Origin of the sequence: Halomonas sp. DQ26W (assembly GCF_003339685.1) — a bacterium.
GTDB lineage: Bacteria > Pseudomonadota > Gammaproteobacteria > Pseudomonadales > Halomonadaceae > Halomonas.
In genome coordinates this window covers 11,972-30,989 of sequence record NZ_QPKI01000037.1, presented here as the reverse complement: position 1 = coordinate 30,989, position 19,018 = coordinate 11,972, and the positions used below count along the sequence as shown (strand labels likewise).

Annotated in this window: 20 protein-coding genes; 6 read left to right on the top strand and 14 right to left on the bottom strand. The window is 62.8% G+C overall.

What is annotated here, in order from left to right:
- On the top strand, positions 1-200 hold a 200-nt coding region (locus DU490_RS17335), incomplete at its 5' end, for a hypothetical protein (protein ID WP_220270520.1).
- Between the two features lie 196 nt (positions 201-396).
- On the opposite strand, the gene DU490_RS15835 is transcribed toward DU490_RS17335, so the two are convergent.
- From DU490_RS15835 to DU490_RS15775, 13 genes are all read right to left on the bottom strand, one after another.
- Positions 397-1,350, bottom strand: a complete 954-nt coding sequence (locus DU490_RS15835) for a sugar ABC transporter substrate-binding protein (RefSeq protein WP_181870072.1) — start codon at positions 1,348-1,350, stop codon at positions 397-399.
- A 242-nt stretch (positions 1,351-1,592) separates the two neighbouring features.
- Positions 1,593-2,234, bottom strand: a complete 642-nt coding sequence (locus tag DU490_RS15830) for a NapC/NirT family cytochrome c (protein WP_114575213.1) — start codon at positions 2,232-2,234, stop codon at positions 1,593-1,595.
- A complete protein-coding gene (locus DU490_RS15825; RefSeq protein WP_114575212.1) occupies positions 2,231-2,722 on the bottom strand; it encodes a nitrate reductase cytochrome c-type subunit in 492 nt (163 codons plus the stop codon). Before DU490_RS15825 ends, DU490_RS15830 begins: the two co-directional genes overlap by 4 nt.
- Positions 2,723-2,746: 24 nt before the next feature.
- Positions 2,747-5,251, bottom strand: a complete 2,505-nt coding sequence (gene napA, locus DU490_RS15820; protein ID WP_114575211.1) for a nitrate reductase catalytic subunit NapA — start codon at positions 5,249-5,251, stop codon at positions 2,747-2,749.
- Positions 5,248-5,559 carry a chaperone NapD gene (locus tag DU490_RS15815; RefSeq protein ID WP_114575210.1) on the bottom strand — a complete coding sequence of 104 codons (312 nt, stop codon included), beginning with the start codon at positions 5,557-5,559 and terminating at the stop codon, positions 5,248-5,250. Before DU490_RS15815 ends, napA begins: the two co-directional genes overlap by 4 nt.
- Positions 5,549-6,049: a ferredoxin-type protein NapF gene (napF, locus tag DU490_RS15810; RefSeq protein ID WP_114575209.1), complete on the bottom strand. Its 501-nt coding sequence runs from the start codon at positions 6,047-6,049 to the stop codon at positions 5,549-5,551. Before napF ends, DU490_RS15815 begins: the two co-directional genes overlap by 11 nt.
- A gap of 7 nt (positions 6,050-6,056) precedes the next feature.
- Entirely contained in the window at positions 6,057-6,230 is a 174-nt protein-coding gene (locus DU490_RS15805; protein ID WP_114575208.1) for a periplasmic nitrate reductase, NapE protein, read from the bottom strand.
- Positions 6,231-6,393: 163 nt separating this feature from the next.
- The gene (gene aroQ, locus DU490_RS15800) at positions 6,394-6,837 is read right to left on the bottom strand and encodes a type II 3-dehydroquinate dehydratase (RefSeq protein ID WP_114575207.1); all 444 of its coding nucleotides are present in this window, start codon (positions 6,835-6,837) and stop codon (positions 6,394-6,396) included.
- A gap of 58 nt (positions 6,838-6,895) precedes the next feature.
- Complete coding sequence (glnE, locus tag DU490_RS15795) at positions 6,896-9,892, bottom strand: bifunctional [glutamate--ammonia ligase]-adenylyl-L-tyrosine phosphorylase/[glutamate--ammonia-ligase] adenylyltransferase (protein WP_114575218.1); 2,997 nt, start codon at positions 9,890-9,892, stop codon at positions 6,896-6,898.
- 87 nt (positions 9,893-9,979) lie between these two features.
- Entirely contained in the window at positions 9,980-10,351 is a 372-nt protein-coding gene (locus tag DU490_RS15790; protein ID WP_114575206.1) for a diacylglycerol kinase, read from the bottom strand.
- Positions 10,352-10,421: 70 nt separating this feature from the next.
- The gene (dacB, locus tag DU490_RS15785) at positions 10,422-11,864 is read right to left on the bottom strand and encodes a D-alanyl-D-alanine carboxypeptidase/D-alanyl-D-alanine-endopeptidase (protein ID WP_114575205.1); all 1,443 of its coding nucleotides are present in this window, start codon (positions 11,862-11,864) and stop codon (positions 10,422-10,424) included.
- Between the two features lie 58 nt (positions 11,865-11,922).
- A complete protein-coding gene (locus DU490_RS15780) occupies positions 11,923-12,252 on the bottom strand; it encodes a multidrug efflux SMR transporter (RefSeq protein WP_114575204.1) in 330 nt (109 codons plus the stop codon).
- A gap of 1 nt (position 12,253) precedes the next feature.
- On the bottom strand, positions 12,254-12,961 hold the full coding sequence (locus tag DU490_RS15775; protein WP_114575203.1) for a tRNA (guanosine(46)-N(7))-methyltransferase TrmB: 708 nt from the start codon (positions 12,959-12,961) through the stop codon (positions 12,254-12,256).
- Positions 12,962-13,569: 608 nt separating this feature from the next.
- Here DU490_RS15775 and DU490_RS15770 point away from each other — a divergent pair.
- The 3 genes from DU490_RS15770 (at position 13,570) to DU490_RS15760 (ending at position 16,342) form a co-directional block, all read left to right on the top strand.
- Positions 13,570-15,447, top strand: a complete 1,878-nt coding sequence (locus DU490_RS15770) for a beta-ketoacyl synthase (protein WP_114575202.1) — start codon at positions 13,570-13,572, stop codon at positions 15,445-15,447.
- Between the two features lie 82 nt (positions 15,448-15,529).
- Positions 15,530-16,009 (top strand): pantetheine-phosphate adenylyltransferase, encoded by a 480-nt coding sequence (gene coaD, locus DU490_RS15765; protein WP_114575201.1) that lies wholly within the window; start codon positions 15,530-15,532, stop codon positions 16,007-16,009.
- A gap of 84 nt (positions 16,010-16,093) precedes the next feature.
- Complete coding sequence (locus tag DU490_RS15760) at positions 16,094-16,342, top strand: YfhL family 4Fe-4S dicluster ferredoxin (RefSeq protein WP_114575200.1); 249 nt, start codon at positions 16,094-16,096, stop codon at positions 16,340-16,342.
- An 82-nt stretch (positions 16,343-16,424) separates the two neighbouring features.
- Here DU490_RS15760 and DU490_RS15755 read toward each other — a convergent pair whose 3' ends face one another.
- Positions 16,425-16,736, bottom strand: coding sequence for a hypothetical protein (locus DU490_RS15755; RefSeq protein WP_114575199.1), 312 nt, complete (start codon positions 16,734-16,736; stop codon positions 16,425-16,427).
- Positions 16,737-16,916: 180 nt separating this feature from the next.
- Between DU490_RS15755 and DU490_RS15750 the strand changes: the two genes are divergently transcribed.
- Positions 16,917-17,528 (top strand): outer membrane beta-barrel protein, encoded by a 612-nt coding sequence (locus DU490_RS15750; protein WP_114575198.1) that lies wholly within the window; start codon positions 16,917-16,919, stop codon positions 17,526-17,528.
- Between the two features lie 152 nt (positions 17,529-17,680).
- Positions 17,681-18,976: an MATE family efflux transporter gene (locus DU490_RS15745; RefSeq protein ID WP_114575217.1), complete on the top strand. Its 1,296-nt coding sequence runs from the start codon at positions 17,681-17,683 to the stop codon at positions 18,974-18,976.
- The last annotated feature ends 42 nt before the right edge of the window (positions 18,977-19,018 follow it).

Genomic DNA, 19,018 nt, shown 5'->3' with positions numbered 1-19,018 from the left:
GCTACGATTTCACCCATAGCGAATGGCCTCTTGGAATCGTGTTCTTGCCGGAACTGACTGATTCTATTGAGTTTACCATTCGCTATCTTCGTTTTCAGCACTCCCTCATGAATATCCAGGGGTTAGACTGGGAGAGGAACTGCTCGGAAAATAACGAGAAGACGAACATACTTAATAGAAAGAATACCAAGATACCCTGAGCGGAGAGAAAACTGAGGATACCCGCCCGGCTGATTCTTCCCTTCAAGAGCTGTTGTTTAGTTTGTTCTGCAGAAGCCATACTAATCACCTGTCTGGGTATGGCCTGACGCAAGGAGTTACTCCGCCTGGGCCAGTCCTGTGTCCCGGAGCATTCGTCGCACACGCGAGCCATGCTCCAGGCAGCACACCGCTCCCTCAGAAGACCGGACGATCGAACTCTTCCAAGTTCTCGGCGGTGATCTTCGGAGTCTCGAAGAAGTTCATCTTGGCCACTTCCTCGCCGGCCAACACATCCAGGGCTGTCTGCAAGGCTGCCTCGGCGTCATCCACCGGTGACTGATAGATGGAGCCGTAATATTCGCCACGCTGGATGGCGTCATAGCCCACAGCAAAGTTGGTGGCACCGATGAAAATGATTTCTTCAGCTCGGCCGGCGCCCTTGGCGGCGTTCAGAGCGCCAACACCCATGTTGTCGTCACCGGAATAGACGCCATCGATACGGTCATACTTGGTCAGGAAATCTTCCATGACACGCTGGGCGCGCTCTCGATTCCAGTTACCCGGCTGGGTTTCCATCAGCTCGACACCCGGACAAATTTCAGCAAGACGCTGCTCGAAACCCGCTGCTCGCTCCATGGCCGTCGTGTAGCCTGGCTGGCCGGAAATCTGCACTATCTGCCCATCACCTTCCAGGGCATCGCACATCATCTCAGCAGACAATATGCCTTGCTGGACGTTGTCCGGTCCGGAGAAGGCGGAAATAAAATCAAGGCCCGCTTCGGCGATCTTGGAGTTGGTTACCACCACGGGGATGCCAGCATTGTATGCTTGTCGAATGGCGGGAATCACCGCTTGTCCATTGGTCGGCCAGATGATGATGGCGTCGACCTGCTGCTGGACGAGGTCCTGCATCTGGCCGATCTGGCGAGCCACATCGCCGCCCGCATCCAGCACCACGATATCGACATTTCCGGCAGCCTCTGCGGCTTCCACGAAGGCTCTTTCATAGGTCGTTTGGTAACTATCGACACCGACGTTGTTCTGGGTAATTCCGATTCGATAGGAATTTTCAGCGTGTGCTGCAGTGGTCAACGCCATGAATACCGAAGCGGTCAGCACATGCATTTTCAAATTATTATTAATAAACATCTCTCTCTCCTTGTTTTAATACTTGTTCGTCCCCTGCTTCTTTTAGCAGGTAGGAAGGAGGAGCTTAGGCTTCGGCACCAAGACGGTGCAATGCGACTCATGAGGAGAAATGTCCAAACTGGATTTTTTGCAAGCCGACCAAATGGACAACTAATGGCCCAAAAAAAGATGTCCTGCCTATCACCATAGCCAGGACATCGGGCAACACAGAACGTTAAACAGAAGCGGCGTACAGCATCAACTCACCCATCCCGCTCCAGGTGCGCGACCCAGGATTCGATATCGGGCAGCCGGGTGGCGGTACCGTGGTAGTCGCTCATGTCCGGTAGCTCGTGGGCAATGCCCTTGTGGCAGTCGATGCAGGTCGCTTCGCCACTGGCCAGCGATGTGGAGTGGGCTTGGGCGGCCCGGGAACTCTGCGCCGTGAAGTCCATGGATTCGAAGTCGTGACAGTTGCGACATTCCAGGGAATCGTTGGCCTCCAGTCGCGCCCACTCTCTCTCGGCCAGTTCACGCCGCTTGTCCTCGAACTTTTCCGGCGTATTGATGGTGCCGAAGATCCAGCCCCAGACCTCCTTGGAGGCTTCCATCTTGCGCCCCATCTTGTGGGTCCAGCCGTGAGGGACGTGGCAGTCGGCACACTGCGCGCCGACCCCGGAGCGGTTGACGTCGTGGATCGTGCCCTGCAATTCCCGGTAGGGATTACGCTCCATCTCATGGCACGAGATGCAGAACTGCTGGGTATTGGTCGCCTCCACCACCGTATTGAAGCCACCCCAGAAGAAGACCCCGGCGATGAAGCCCCCCAGTGTCAGGAACCCCAGGCTGAAGTGCATGCTGGGACGGGTCAGAATGCGCCAGTAACCGGCCAGCCAACGCTTCATTGGCCACCCCCCTCACGCCGCTCCCGAAGCATGTCGCCGAGCACTTCGTCGACGGTGCGGAAGGTGTTGGGGACGATGGGGCTGGCATCCGTCTGAGGCACATGACACTGGGTGCAGAAGTAGCGGTCGGGCGATACCGCCGCCAGCACCTGCTGGTGACGGTCGCGGAAGTGGCTGATGCTGACCATGGGGGCACCGGCCTGTACCGCCTCGCTGCGGCTATGGCAGGTCAGGCAACGGTTGGCCCGGACATCGACCTGATAGTCGCGGATACCGTGGGGAATGACCGGCGGCTGTTCGGGATAGTTGAGCACTTCACGCCCCGCATCCCGGGGCTCGCCGGCCAGCGGCGGTGCCGGCAGGGACTGGCTGAGGGTGCCGCCCGGCCGCAGGCCGTCCGGTGCCGAATCGTCGCGGTGCTCTTCGGCGATCACGAGGCCGGCGACGACCAGCGCCAGCGAGAGACTGAGCATAGTGAACCATTTCATCGCATTCCTCCTTCTGTCTCGGCCTCAGGCCAGGCTGACCAGTTCGAGACGAACGGCGCATTTCTTGAAGTCCGTCTGCTTGGAGATCGGGTCCGTGGCGTCCAGCACCACGTTGTTGATCAGCCGATTAGCATCGAAGAAGGGCACGTAGACCAGCCCCCGCGGTGGCCTCACCCGGCCGCGGGTCTCGACCCGCAGGCGCACCTCGCCCCGACGACTGATCACCTTCATCTCGCTGCCGCGCCGCACGCCTTCCGCACGGGCATCCTCCGGATGCATGTAGAGCAGCGCCGCCGGCACCGCCCGGTGCAGTTCCGGCACCCGGCGGGTCATGGAGCCGGTATGCCAGTGCTCGAGCACCCGTCCGGTCGAGAGCCAGTAGGGGAACTCGTCGTCCGGCGACTCGGGGGGCGGCTCGTCGGGTACGGCAAAGATCAGTGCGCGGTCGTCGGGCTTGGCGTAGAACTGCACGCCCCGACCCTCTTCCACGTAGGGGTCGTAGCCTTCGCGATAGCGCCACAGGGTTTCCTTGCCATCCACCACCGGCCAGCGCATGCCGCGGTTCTGGTGGTAGTTGTCGAAGTCGTCCAGGTCCTTGCCCTTGCCGCGACCGAAGCGGGCATACTCCTCGAACAACCCCTTCTGGATATAGAAGCCGAACGCCTCGGCCTCCTGGTTGGCGTAGCCCTCCTCCATGTCGGAAAGCGGGTAGCGATCCACCTGGCCGTTGGCATAGAGCAGGTCGAACAGGGTGCTGTCGCGGTACTCCGGCGCCTTGTCGAGGTGATCCGCCGGCCAGACCTCGTCGACCCGGATGCGCTTGGAGAACTCGACCAGCTGCCAGAGGTCGGAGCGTGACTCACCCGGGGCGGTGACCAGCTGATGGAAGAACTGGGTGCGCCGCTCGGAGTTGCCGAAGGCGCCCTCCTTCTCGACCCAGGAGGCGGCCGGCAGGATCAGGTCGGCGGCCTGGGCCGACGCCGTGGGGTAGATATCGGAGACGATGACGAAGGCCTCGTCGTTGCGCCAGCCCGGCAGGATCTCCTGCTGAGTGTTGGGCCCGGCCTGCATGTTGTTGTTGACCTGGGTCCAGTAGACCTTGATCTCGCCATCCTTCAGCTTGCGGCTCTGCTCCACGGCATGGAAACCCACCTTTTCGGGGATGGTGCCCTCAGGCAGTTTCCAGACATCTTCAGCGAAGGCGCGATGTTCGGGGTTGGTGACCACCCGGTCCGCCGGCAGGCGGTGGGCGAAGGTACCGACCTCGCGTGCCGTACCGCAGGCTGAGGGCTGGCCGGTCAGCGAGAAGGGGCTGTTGCCGGGTTCGGAGATCTTGCCGGTGAGCAGGTGCAGGTTATAGATCAGGTTGTTCACCCACACGCCGCGGGTGTGCTGGTTGACCCCCATGGTCCAGAAGGTCATTACCTTGATGTCGGGGTCGGCGTAGAGTTCGGCAAGCTGCTCCAGGCGGTTCTCTGAGACGCCGGATTCCCGCGCTGCCCGCTCCAGGGTGAACTCGGAAACGTGTTCAGCGAATTGGTCGAAGCTCATCGCCGTCCAGCGGTTGGGGTCGTCGGCGTTGGCGGCTGCTTGCTGCAGCGGATGCTCGTCGCGCAGGCCGTAGCCGATGTCGTCCACCGCGCGCACGAAGTTGGTGTGGCTATCGACGAAGTCGCGATCGACCCGGCCGGTCTGGATGATGTGATTGGCGATGTAATTGAGGATCACCACGTCGGCATTGGGTGTCATCACCATGGGGATGTCGGCCAGGTCGAAGCTGCGATGTTCGAAGGTGGAGAGCACCGCCACCTGGGTATCGGGGAAGGAGAGCCGACGATCGGTGACCCGGGTCCAGAGGATCGGGTGCATCTCGGCCATGTTCGAGCCCCACAGCACGAAGGCATTGGCATGCTCGATATCGTCGTAGACGCCCATGGGTTCGTCGGAGCCGAAGCCGCGCATGAAGGCGTACACCGCCGAGGCCATGCAGTGGCGCGCATTGGGGTCGATGTTGTTGGTACGCAGCCCAGCCTTGAACAGCTTACTGGCGGCATAGCCTTCCCAAATCGTCCACTGGCCGGAGCCGAACATGGCCACACTGTCGGGCCCATGATCGCGAATGGCAGTCTTGAACTTGTCGGCCATCAGGTCGAAGGCCTCGTCCCAGGAGACCGGCTCGAAGTCACCGCGCTTGTCATAGACCCCGTTGCGCTTGCGCAGCATCGGCTGCTGCAGGCGGTCCTGGCCATAGAGGATCTTGGACAGGAAGTAACCCTTGACGCAGTTGAGCCCCCGATTGACCTCCGAATGGATGTCGCCGTGGGTGGCAACGATACGGTCGTTCTGGGTGCCCACCATCACGCTGCAGCCCACCCCGCAGAATCGGCAGGGTGCCTTGTTCCACTTCAGCTGCGTCAGCTCGGCATTGGTGATGAGGTTGCTGGCGCCCACCGGCATAGCCAGGCCAGCGGTGGCGGCCGCCACGGCCGCTGCATTGGCCTTGGCGAATTCACGACGAGTCAGCTTCATGTCGGCATCCCTTCTGCTGGGGCTTGTTGTTCAACGGGGTTGGCGGGGGCATCGGCGGTCGCGGGGTCGAGCACCTGGTGATAGACCAGCGCCGCTCCCAGCACGCCTGGCTGCACCTGCACCGAATCGATCAGTTCGAGAATTCGCGCTTCGCGTTCGCTCTCCACCACCACCACTAACTTGCCGGACGGGTCCTCGGCGCTGACCTCAATACCGGGCTGGGCGCCCAGCCATTGCGCCACTTCCCGGCTGTGCTCGGGCCGGGCATGGACCAGCAAACTGGCGATATGCAGCACTTCATTGGGCATGGGCCATCTCCTCGCTTGTCATTGTGATGGCATGATTGGGGCACTGGGCCTGGCAGGCACCGCAGCCGGTACAGGCCTCGGTGTCCAGTCGCGGTCTTGGCGCGCGGCCGATTTCAGGCGTAAAGACGATGGCTTGCCACTCACAGGCGTCCTGGCAGCTCTGGCAGTGAACATTGCCCAGCGCCAGGCAGTTGGCCTCGACCCGGGCCCGCCAGGGAAAGGCATCACGCTGGATGTCGAAGACCGGTTCACCGCAGGCCTCGACGCAGGCACCGCAGAGGGAGCAGCCCTCTTGGTCAAAGCGAATTTCGGGGTAGCCGCCACCGCCATGAAACAGCACCTGCTCTGGGCAGGCCTCGATGCAGGCCGCACAGCGCACGCAGCAATCGGTGAAGTCGTCCTCGGTCCAGGGAGGCCGGCGAATGGGATCGTGGCCGCCAAGGGAGCGAAAGAACTGACGACGCCTATTGTTATTGTGTGTCTTTACCATGTGGCCCTCAGCCCGGGGGACCGGGCGGGCCGGTGAAGGTCTGGTAGATCCAGACGGAAAAGCCAAAGCTACCCACCACAGCGATCGCCAGTATCGGAAACAGCAGGATAGCGATGAACAGAAACAGCTTAAGTTCCTTTCGCTTGCGGACCTCAGGCGCCATGGCATTCGGATCTTGCATACCACTCTCCCTCATTACCCAACAGCAAAATCTTGATCACCCTAGCTTCAAAGGTAGCTAATATTCTAAGCCTGTCACGCCCTGAGGATACGGAACCGGGCCGCAAGGCAAAGCAGACGACTCGCTCAGGGCTGTCTATACCGCTCAGGGCTGTCTATACCGCTCAGGGCTGTCTTCCGCCCCTGATCAGCGCATCCAGCGCAGCCTGGTAGCCTTGGCTACCGAGCCCGGCGATCACGCCGTCGGCACGCAGCGAGACATAGGAGTGATGGCGAAAACTCTCGCGCTTGTGCACGTTGGAGAGGTGCACTTCGATGACCGTGCCGTCGAAGGCGTTGAGCGCATCGAGGATCGCCACCGAGGTGTGGGTATAGGCGGCGGGATTGATGATGATCGCCGCGGTGCCGTCGACACGGGCGGCATGGATCGCATCAATCAGCTCGCCCTCGTGGTTGCTCTGACGACAGGTGACATCCCAGCCGCTCATCGCCGCCGACTCATACAGAGCATTGTTGATGTCGTTCAGGGTCTCGCTGCCGTATATCTCCGGCTGGCGGGTACCCAGCAGGTTGAGATTGGGGCCGTGCAGTACCAGTACCTTGTTCATCTCGTTCTCTCTTGCGAAATAGCGGTTTCGGCCGCGCCCGACAGTGCCGGAACTGGCTTCATGTCGACGGCTCGAGCAATCGCTGCCAGGCCTCGATCACAACCTTCCGATGCGCCTGGAAGTCCTTGTCGCGAACGCGAGACGCTTCGCGGGTCAACGAGGTCCGGTGCACGGCACTACGATAGGCCAGGTAAGCCTCGCGCAGCTGACGACAGTCATCGGCGGGCAGGCGACCGGTGCTCTCCAGGGTCTCAAGAATACGCATGTTGTCGCTCCACTGGAGCAGCTCGGGCGTTTCGTGCCCCATGGAGAGCACCGCGAACTGGCAGATGAATTCGATGTCGACCATGCCGCCGGCATCCTGCTTCAGGTCGAAGGCATCGGATTCCCTTTTGCTGCCCAGGTGGTCGCGCATCTTGTGGCGCATCGCCACCACCTCCTGGCGCAGCGCTTCGACATCGCGGCTGCGGCCGAGGATCTCCTGGCGTACCGCATGGAAGCCCTCTGCCAGCTGCGGGTTGCCGGCCACCACCCGGGCCCTAACCAGCGCCTGGTGCTCCCAGGTCCAGGCCTGGTTGCGCTGATAGTCAGAAAAAGCGGTCAGCGACGTCACCAGCAGGCCGGAATTGCCCGATGGCCGCAGGCGCATGTCCACCTCATAGAGCGTGCCCGCCGGGGTCACCGCCGTCAGCAGGTGAATGATGCGCTGGCCCAGACGGGTGAAGAAGACTGGCGCGTCGACGGGGCGAGCGCCATCGGTGCTGGCGTTGGCATCGGCATCATGCACGAACACCAGGTCCAGGTCCGAACCGTAGCCCAGTTCGATGCCGCCCAGCTTGCCGTAGCCGATGATCAGGAACTCCGGCTCGGCACCAGTCAGGGTGCCGTCACGACGCATCGGGTAGCCGTGCTTGCGCACCAGGTGCCGCCAGGCCATGCTCAGCACCGCCTCCAGCAGCACCTCTGCAATATAGGTGAGGTAATCGCTGACCTTCATCAGGTGGCGCGTACCGGCGATATCCGAGGCGGCCACTCGCAGCACGTGGGCGTGCTTGAAGACCCGTAGCGCCTCAAGCTGAGTCTCATCGTCGTCTTCGGGAATGCGACCCAGCGCCTGGCGCAGCTCATCGGCCAGCCGCACCTTGTCGGCGGGAGTGTAGAGCGTCTCGGGGGTCAGCAGCTCATCGAGTAACAGCGGGAAGCGAGCCAGTTGCTCGGCGATCCAGGAGCTAGCGCCACACAGCTGCATCAGGTGGCTAAGGGCCTCGGGGTTCTCGCGCAGCAGCGCCAGGTAGGCGGTGCGCCGCAACACCGACTCGACCAGCGGCAGGACACGCTCAAGTGCAGTATCGGGGTTTTCGCTTTCGGCTACAGCGCTGAGCAGCATCGGCATCAGGGCATCAAGGCGCTGGTAGCCGATGCGCTGCATCGCCTGCACCTGGCGCGACTCGCGCAGCGACACGAGCCGGCGCAAGGCTGTGTCCGGGGCGGAGAAATCAGTATGGGTCAGCAGCGCCAGACTCTCTTCCTGGTTGAACTCGCCTTGCCACAGTGAACGCCACGCCTCGAGCGAGCCGGCACTGTCATCCTCCGCTTCGTCACTCTCACCATTTTCACCCCCCCCATTTTCACCCTCCGGGGCGGCGATCACCGCGTCAAAGTGCTGACGCACCCGTTCCCGCACTTCGTCTAGGCGGGCGATCACCCCCGGCCAGTCTTCCATGTCCAGCGCCAACGCCACCCGCTCGCGATCCTGGTCGTCGCCGGGCAGGCTCTGAGTCTGACGATCTTCCAACGCCTGCAAGGCATGCTCCAGGTCGCGCAGGAAGACATAGTCCGGCAGTAGCTCGTCGACCACCTCCTGGGGCAGCAGGCCTACGTCTGGGAGCCGCTCCAGCGCGGACTTGAGCGAGGTCACCTGCAGCTCCGTGTCGCGCCCCCCGCGAATCAGCTGGAATGCCTGGACCACGAACTCCACCTCACGGATGCCGCCGGGGCCGAGCTTGATATTGGCCTGCATGCCCTTGCGCTTCACCTCGCGGTTGATGAGCCCCTTCATTTCACGCAGCGACTCGATGGCGCCGAAATCGAGATACTTGCGATAGACGAAGGGTCGCAGGTTGGCCAGCAGTTCTCCGCCCGCCTCCAGGTCGCCGGCAACCGGCCGCGCCTTGAGCAAGGCATAACGCTCCCATTCTCGCCCCTGGTCCTGGTAGTAAGCGGCCAGCGAGGCGAAGTTGCCCACCAGGGGGCCACCGTCGCCCAGCGGACGCAGGCGCATGTCGACACGGAAGGCGAAGCCATCGGCGGTTACCGCATCCAGGGCGGTGATCAGCCGCTGACCCAGCTTGGTGAAGTACTCCTGATGTTCGAGGGGTTTGCGTCCGCCCTGGGTTTCGCCAGCCTCGGCGTAGGCGAAGATCAGGTCAATATCCGAAGAAAGATTCAGCTCCCCGGCGCCGAGCTTGCCCATACCCAGCACCACCAGACGCTGTTCGCTGCCGTCGTCTCGCGGGGCAGGACGCCCCCAGCGTGGCTCGAGGTGGGTCTCCAACCAGCCCAGGGCGCCGTCCAGGCAGACCTCCGCGAGGCGGGAAACCGCTGCACTGGTGTTCCACATGTCCACGCCGGAAGGCCGTGTCAGGTCGCGCCAGACGATGCCCAGCATGCGTGCGCGCCGAAATCGGCGAATGGCCGCATGCAGGGCGGCTTCGTCCTCGGCCGCTTCCAACCGCTCGCCCAACGTATCACGCAGTGCCTCTTCATCGGAGGCCGCCTCCAGCTCGCCACTGACGTCCAGGTGCAACAGCCACTCGGGATGTCGCACCAGAGTATCGAGCACGAAGTCGGAGATGACCAGCACCCGGGCAAGTTGGCGGCGGCGCTGTTCATCGAGCGCCTCCCAGCTCTCCGAAGGCCGCTCCTGGCCCGTCATTTCGGCAACATTGTCGGCCTGGGCCAGGCTGTCGCTCAACCGCTGCCAGGCCTTGGCCAGGGCGGGCCTGAGCGGAGCGGGAACGTCATCGTCGGGAAGAAAGTCGTCGGGAAGGGCCATATGCAGCTTGCCTTGTCGCAGCTCAGATGCCTCCAGCATAACGAAGGCGAGGCCTTACCGGCACCCCGTAGCTGCCCATGGCGCCATTCAACCCATGAATTTCTGCCAGCTCAGCAGTCCCCAGACCAGGCCGGCCAGCAGCAGCGCCAGCATCACCGCCGCCGAGCCGATGTCCTTGGCCCGCCCCGAGAGCTCATGGTGCTCGGTGCCGATGCGGTCCACCACGCTCTCGATGGCGCTGTTTAGCAGCTCGATGATCAGTACCAGCAGGCAGCTTCCCAGCAGCAGAATCCACTCCACCGGCCCCTCGCCGATCCACCAGGCCAGCGGCAGCAGAACCATGCAAAGGGCCAGCTCCTGACGAAACGCCGATTCATGCCGGAAGGCCTGCTGCAGCCCCTTGAGCGAATAGCCGGTGGAGTTGATCAGATGGCGCCAGCCGGTATTTCTTCGCTTCATGATGCGGTGCTTCCTGTCTCTGCCCGTAGCGGGCCAGGTGATGAAGTTGACATAGTAATTGGCGTAAAAGTCAGTGAGCCTCGATCATCCGCTCCAGGTCGTCGGCCAGAGGGTCGAGCACCTGAGCCCAGTTGAGCCACGGGGTGGTCGCGGTTCCATTGACGAGCACGCTGAAGGCGCCCCAGCGACCGGAGAGTGTACGGAAGTAGCCGCTCACTGAGCGTACAGCGAACGGCTGGTTGAGGGTGCCGGTCTTGAGCATGACGTGGTTCTGGAAGGTGGGCGACCCTCTTCGGATGAAGTGCGACACGCCGTTGGCCGGCGACTGGAAGCTGGCAACGAAGCTCGGGAACAGCGCTGTGCGGTGAAACATGCTGTCCAGCAGGATGTTGGAGCCCTGAGCCGAGGTGCGGTTCTCGGTCGTCAGGCCGCTGCCGCTGTGCATGATCAGCGGTCCATGGTCGGGCAGGCCAGCCACATAGTGCTCGATAGCGTCGCCGGCTTGCAGCAGGCTGCTGCGCGGCATGTCGACCAGATTGAGCGCCAGCACATCGGCCATGAAGTTATTGGAATAGTTCATGGTCCGCAGCAACAGCTCCTGCAACGGCTTGCCATCCACTGTCGCCAGAATGCGGGCCGCCGCGGGCGGCTCCTCGACGCTGGTACTATAGCCCTGGCGCACCGCGATCCCGGCCTGCTCGAGCATGGCCATCATGGTCCGCGCCGTCTGTTGTGCAGGGTCGCTGCTGGCCCGGTAGACCTCGCGTGGCGAGGCGTTCAGCGATATCTGGCCACGCAGCACCATGACATCGCCGTTCTCACGGGTGACCCGTTCGGCATTGAGCTCGGTGCCACTGTTGGGGGGTTGGGTCTCGACATGGTTGTCGATACCAACGATGGTGGTCTGGCTATCACAGCTGGTGATCAACGCCGGCTGGCCGGCGGCCGCACCGGGCACCACGGTGACACACCAGCTGCCGTAGTTGACCCCTGCCGACGAGAGCAGCGCACTGTAGGCGTTGGCCGTACGCGTCTGGGCCTGACAGCGATCGGTGGTGATGCACTCCACAGGGCCGAAGCGCCACTGGCTGACCACCAGGCGCCCCTCCACTTCACGCACGCCGCGCTGATGGAGGCGCTGGGCCAGTCGCCACAGGTCCTCGGTGGTAAGCGCAGGGTCGCCGCCACCATCGAGTATCAGGTCGCCGGTCACCACGCCGGTGCCGTTGAGCTCGGCATCGCTCACTAGCCGCGTGGTGAAACGGTGCTGGGGCCCCCAGCGATCCAGCGTCGCCGCCGCCAGGTAGGCCTTGGACACCGAAGCCGGCGAAAGCTGGCGCTGGGGCTCGATGGCACCAAGGACTTCGCCACTATCGAGCAGCTTGGCTTCGGCACTGATCAGAAAGCCCCTTTCAACCATGCGTTCAAGTTGCGGGAAGCCGGCACCCATTGCACCCAGCGGCAACAGCAATCCCAACAACGATCCCAACAGCAGGACAAGCCAACGCGACATGAACAGATACCTCTTGTTGTAAGAATGTCGAACTGGTGTGGCCAGACCGAAGCACGCCTCAGTGTACGGAAATCCGAGAGAAAAGCTGGATCACCACCACCCCCGCGATGATCAGCACAATCCCCAACACTGCCGGCAGGTCGGGCCGCTGGCCGAACACCAGCGCGCCGACCAATGCTACCAGCACGATGCCCATGCCGGCCCATATCGCGTAGGCAACCCCAATGGGGATGGTGCGCAGCACCAGCGACAGCATATAGAAGGCCAGCACGTAGCCGACGACCACTATCAGGCTGGGCCACAGCCGGGTAAAGCCCTCGGTAGCCTTGAGCGCACTAGTGGCAACCACTTCGGCAACGATCGCCAGGGCCAGATAGACGAAAGCCATCTCAGCACTCCTCGTTCGATATGGCGGGCACCAGGCTCGGCGCATGGGGCAGCGTGACAGCAAGTCGCCACAAAGACTGACCACTGAGATGATACTTCTGTTCAAAGGGGGTTAGACAATCCGTACCGGGATCATGAGCCTCGACGAGCGCCTTCGCCCCGGTAACCTGCTCCAGCGCCAGGGCGAACTCCTCAACATATAGTCGCCAGTTGGAGCGCAGCTCCAGGCGTCCGCCCAGCGCCAAGATCACCGGGAAGATGGCATGGCCATGCCAGCGGGTTTTGAGATGGGCCGACTTGGGGTAGGGGTTGGGGTAGAGCAGGTAGTGACGCACCGGCTGCCAGCCTGCCTGCAGCGCCAGGCGCCAGAAATCCACCAAATCAGCACGCACCAGTAGGGCATTGTCGGGAAGTGCGCCGTGATCGCGGCAGAGGCGGTCGGCGCTGCGATCCACGCCGATAATCCGATGATCGGTGTAGCACCTTGCCAAGTGGCGGGTGGAAAGCCCGACGCCGCAGCCGGCATCCAGGATCAGCGGTGCGCCGGCAGCGACCTGCGCCAGCCAGGCATCGGCCTGCTCGAAGGCCACACGGGTATGGTCGGCGATGGGCTTGCGCAGCGGATGGCGCAGTGCACGCTCGACGCGGCGGGCCAGGTCCCGGTGGGGCCCCGGCTGGTTGGTCACGATGTTACGGGATGTGGCATGCATGCGGCATTGGCTACGACGATTGCGAAACCAACCATTCTACCAGCCATGGAGCCGCAAAGGCGCGGGGGTCTCGAGCAGTGGAATGAACGGGCTTGCCAGTGCCAGCGACCATCGCCAACGCCGTGGCCTCCGCCAAGGCGCCTGACGGCGCCAGTCGCGATGCGGAGCAGCGCTCCAACAGTGAAACGTTCATGCGCCGGTGGTGCCCGCCAAGGCGCCTGACGGCGCCAGTCGCGTTGCAGAGTCGGGGCGCCGAACCGAACGCTCCAACAAGCAGCGCCTGCGTCGGTATCGCCGAGGCGTCCTTCCACAATGCAGTCTGTGCAGAGCAGGTTCACGCCAAAGTGTGAAGAACCAAAAAATGGCGCACTCCGAAGAAACGCGCCCACATACCCACTCGTATGATTCGAACAACAGGCCCATGATAGCGCGCCAGCCGGCATGCATCAAACGTTCGTTTTATTTTTTGTCTTTAAATGGCCCCCGGGCGCCCCATGACGGGGTCCCGGGGCGGGTGCTATGATCGCGAGTCTCATAATGATTACAGCCACTCGCACCAACAGCAGAACGAGGAAAGCGGCTTGTCACACTTACCGGTGATCGTCGGCATGGGCGGCGTCAACGCCGCCGGTCGTACGTCTGGCCATCAAGCATTTCGTCGTACCGTGATCGATGCCTTGACCGACGACGACCAGCAGAAACTCCTGCTGGGCCTGGCCGCCCTGATGGGGTTGGGCAGCCATCGGGATGGCAGCTGGCACGACACCAGAGGCCATGCCGTGAGCGCATCCCATCTGGCTGACCAGTGCCGCGAGCGCATCCTCGACCACACGCTCATCCGGCGCATCGAGGACCCCCGGTTCAATGATGGCGGCCTACCGGCCAACCGACGCGCCAGCCTGGAACTGGGTACCGAACTGGTGTTCCGCATTCGTCGTCGTCAGTTACCGGAACGGCTGCCCGGCACCTGGCAGGTTCGCGAGATCGACCGTCATATTCTGGAAGTCACGGTTCCTCCCGGTGATATGGACGTGATGCTGCCGGAAACCCGGCCTGCCCAGGTTCGTACCGCTGGCCAGTTGCCCAGCGGCTTCGAGCCCAGCCGCTACTATCGCAGCGTGCATCATCCCCGCGGCTTATCGATGTCGATCTTCGCTGCCAGTGACTGCCTGGGCAGCAGCGGGCTGACCTGGGATACACTGCGCGATCGTCTCGACCCAGACGAGGTTGCCGTCTATGCCGGCAATTCGATCGGCCAGCTCGATGACGAAGGCTGGGGCGGGCTGCTCAAGAGCTTCGTCTCGGGCAACCGCGCCACCTCCAAGCAGATGCCGCTGGGCTATGGACAGATGCCCGCCGATTTCCTCAACGCCTACGTGCTGGGTAGCGTCGGCGGTACCGGCGCCGTGCTCGGTGCCTGCGCCAGCTTTCTCTACAACCTGCGTTTGGGGTGCGAGGATATTCGCAGCGGCCAGCGCCGTGCGGTAATGGTCGGCACCTCCGATGCGCCGGTGACGCCGGAGATCATCGAGGGCTTTCGCGCCATGGGCGCCCTGGCCGATGACGACAGTCTCAAGGCGCTGGACGCCCTGGAGCTGCTGACCGATGCCGACTATCAGCGTGCCTGCCGCCCCTTCGCCCGCAACTGCGGATTCACCATCGCCGAGGCCAGCCAGTTCATCCTGCTGCTGGACGACGCCCTGGCGCTGGAAGTCGGTGCCGAGATACTCGGCAGCGTGCCGGGGGTCTTCGTCAACGCCGACGGCTGGAAGCGCTCGATCTCTGCCCCGGGCATCGGCAACTACATCACACTGGGCAAGGCGACCTCGCTGGTGCGCGACATGCTCGGCGAGAAAGCCCTGAAAGAACGCACCTTCCTGCATGCCCATGGCACCAGCACACCCAAGAATCGAGTGACCGAATCCCATGTCTTCGACCTCGTCGCCCGGGCCCACGGTATCGAAAACTGGCCTGTGGTGGCGGTCAAGGCCTTCGTCGGTCACTCCCAGGGCAGCGCCGCCGGCGACCAGCTGACCAGTGCTCTCGGCAGCTTTGCCCATGGCCTGCTGCCGGGGATACCCACCCTGAACGAGGTCGCCGACGATGTGCATGCGAAACGGCTTCGATTCTCCCGCGAACCCCAGGCCCTCGACGCCGATGCCGCCTTCATCAATGCCAAGGGCTTCGGCGGCAACAACGCCACCGGCGTGGTGCTGTCGCCGGCCGTGACCGAACGGCTGCTCACGCAGCGCCATGGTGAAGCCGCGCTGGCGGCCTGGCGTGAGCGTCGCGAGGCGATCCGCGAGGCGAGCAAGGCCTATCTCGACAGGGCCGATCACGGCCACTACCAGGCCCGCTATCGCTTCGGCGAAGGGGTACTGGAGGGGCCGGAACTCGACGTCAGCGCCGACAGCATCCGGATTCCCGGCTACGCGCGCCCTGTCTCGCTGGCGGTGGACAACCCCTTCGGCCGGCTGGAGGAGTGACCCGGCGGCCGAGTCGCCATTGTCGGCCTGGCCGCAGCCGGTTACCCTGAGCCCCTTGAGAGTGGCAACTGAGCGAAGCGCCATGAAAATCGCGGTCTATCCCGGTACCTTCGATCCCATCACCCACGGCCACTACGATCTGATCGAGCGCGCCGCGCGCCTCTTCGACAAGGTCGTGGTAGCGATCTCCGCCAGCCCCGGCAAGGGGCCGGCCCTGGACCTGGGCACGCGCATCGCCCTGGCCCAAGAGGTGGTGGCAGAGCTCGACAATGTCGAGATCATCGGCTTTTCCGGCCTGCTGACCGACATGATGGTCGAACAGAAAGCACGCATCATCCTGCGTGGCCTGCGTGCGGTATCGGACTTCGAGTACGAGCTGCAGCTGGCCAACATGTATCGTGCCCAGGCGCCCGAGCTGGAAAGCGTCTTCCTGACCCCCGCGGTGGAGAATTCCTATATCTCCTCCACCATCGTGCGGGAAATTGCCAAGCTCGGTGGCGATGTCACACGGCTGGTGCATCCCAGGGTCGCCGAAGCGCTGCGCAGCCATTACAATACTTGACCACAACACTCGGCTTTATCGCTCGAGTCGCATCACCCGGGCGGGGCCAGCACTTCTGGCCGCGCCTTATCGCGAGGAAACCCCATGGCCCTGATGATCACCGACGAGTGCATCAACTGCGACGTCTGCGAGCCCGAATGCCCCAACGGCGCCATCTCGGCAGGGGAAGAGATCTACATCATCGACCCCAACCTGTGCACCGAGTGCGTCGGCCACTATGACGAGCCCCAGTGCCAGCAGGTCTGTCCGGTTGACTGCATCCCGCTGGACCCGGAGCGCAAGGAGAGCCGCGAGCAGCTGATGGAGAAGTACCACGTCATCACCGCCGCCTGAGCGATCACCTCGACCCAGGACTCACGACAGACGCCAGCACCCTGCTCATTGAGCGGGGTGCTGGCGTCTGTGCGGTAACCGCCTAGAGTTCACCCGCCCGGCGACTTACCGTGCACCCCAGGCAGCGCCGGAACGTGGCCTCGGCCGGTGTCTTGACCAGCGTTTCCGCAGCACCTCCCACATTTCCCCCCAACGCAGTAAATGGCAGGGAGACCAGAAAGACCGCAGTGCCCCCCACGGTTGCCGCCAGCAATAATGGTCGTGCCACAAGGGCATCGGCGATCATGGCGCCGCCGCTCGGCCGGGCCTCCATATGCTGCTGCTGAGCCAATGCAGGGAGGCTGCCCAGCATCATAAAGCCGAAAGCCGCACCCCAAATTAAATTACGTAGCATGATGCCCCACCCTTGAAGCTGTGCATTTGATGATGTGTATCAATACTTTTTCTAATTTAACTTAACTTTATGCTTGGTTAAAGATACAGTCTGTCACATCATCTCACCCGAAAGGTAGCCACTTTAGTAGCCTACCTGAACGCTGGCCTCGGCCTGCACATTGCACGCAATGGAGAGCACATGAAGCAACTAATCGTAACCGCGGCCCTGGCCACCCTCGTGGCTTCACCCGCTTTTGCCCAGAACGTTACCGGGGTACCCGACGAAGGCTTCTACCTGGGTGCAGGTATCGGCCAGTCAAAGCTCGATAATGATACCTTAGACTGGCTTGGCAGCATCGGAGCCAGTACCGACGACAAGGATACGGCTTACAAATTTTTTGCCGGATATCAGTTCAATCCCAACTTCGCCGTTGAAGCAAGCTATCTGGATTTTGGTGATTTTACCGCTAGAGCCTCCGACGGAGCAGACAGCGCCAACATCAAACTTGGCGTAGACGGCTTCGGCTTTGCCTTGGTGGGCAAGCTGCCCATTGACGGTGGCCTCAGTGTTTTCGGCAAGTTAGGACTTATTGCTTGGGATGCCAGCCTATCAGGCACCGCCACGATTGATGGTGTGACTTATCGAGGCACCTCAGGTGACAGCGGAACCGATCCGTTCTACGGTGTCGGCGTGGAATATGTCGTCAACCAGATCATGGTGCGTGCCGAATTCGAGCGCTATGACCTGAGCGATAGCGGGGAGGACTTCACGATCGACATGGTTTCAGCAAGCGTGGGCTACCGCTTCTAGTCGAGCAGGTGAATCAGTTTCAGCCCCGCCGCGGCGGGGCTGTTGCGTTATGCCCCGTCGCACGCCATGCTTCACGGTTTCGCCTCTCACCGGAAGACCCCGTGGCCTCCCAGGAACTGGCAACCCCTTCCGCTGCCCGGCGCCGCATCTGGATGCTGGCGTGGCCCATCATCCTGTCGAACATCACCGTGCCGCTGCTGGGTCTGGTGGACACCGCCGTGGTCGGTCACCTGCCGGATTCCCGGTACCTGGCTGGCGTGACCCTGGGCGCCACCCTGTTCAGCTTCCTCTACTGGGGCTTCGGCTTTCTGCGCATGGGCACCACGGGGCTGACCTCCCAGGCGGTGGGGCGCGAAAGCGACAGCGACGTGCGCAACCTGCTGGGCCAGTCGCTGCTGATGGCCGCCGCCATCGGCACCCTGTTGATACTCTTCTCACAGCCACTGATCTCACTCGGGCTTTGGCTGCTGAACGGCAGCGAGGTGGCTACCGAACTGGCGGCCGAGTACGCGCATATCCGCATTCTCTCGGCGCCAGCGGTGCTGGCCAACTATGCGATTCTCGGCTGGTTCCTGGGTCAGCAGAATTCACGGGTCACCCTGCTCATCCTGGTCCTGACCAATAGCGTCAATATCGCACTCGACCTGCTCTTCGTGGTGGGGTTCGGCATGACCAGCGATGGAGTGGCCTGGGCTACGGTCATCGCGGACTATACGGCGCTGACCTTCGGCCTGTGGCTCGTGATGCGTCAGCTGAAGCTGCTGGAGGGCCGCTTCCTGCGCAGCCGCCTGCTGAGAGTGGCCGCTTACGTGGAGCTTTTCCACGTCAATGCCAATCTCTTCGTGCGCACCCTGGGCCTGCTGTTCGCCATGGCCTTCTTCACCTCGCGAGGCGCCGTGCAGGGCGACACGGTGCTGGCAGCCAATGCCGTGCTGCTGCAGTTCATCATGCTGACCAGCTATGCCCTTGACGGCTTCGCCCACGCCACTGAGGCGATCGTCGGCCGCTCGGTGGGCCGCCGCCGCTGGGACGAGTTCGCCACCGCCGTGCGCACCGCCGCCTGGTTCTCGCTGGTCACCGCAGCCATCGCCTCGCTGGCTTTCGCCCTAGGCGGCCACTACCTCATTGCCCTGCTGACCGGGCTGCCGGAAGTGCGTGCCACCGCCGGCAGCTACCTGCCATGGATGGGGGCCATGCCACTGATCGCCGTGTGGAGCTACCTGCTGGATGGGGTCTTCATCGGCGCCACGGCGATACGCGAGATGCGTAACAGCATCTTCGTCGGCCTGGCAGCCTATCTGCCGGTCTGGTGGGTGACTCAGGGGTGGGGCAATCATGGCCTGTGGCTGGCCTTTCTGACGTTCAGCCTGGTGCGCTCGGCTGTGCTTGGCACCTATTACCTGCATCACCGCCGCACCCGCTGGCGCCCGGCGATCTCTTCCCTTTGACAAAAGCGGGTATTCGTCCCACCGTTGATGGGTCGAGTCGTG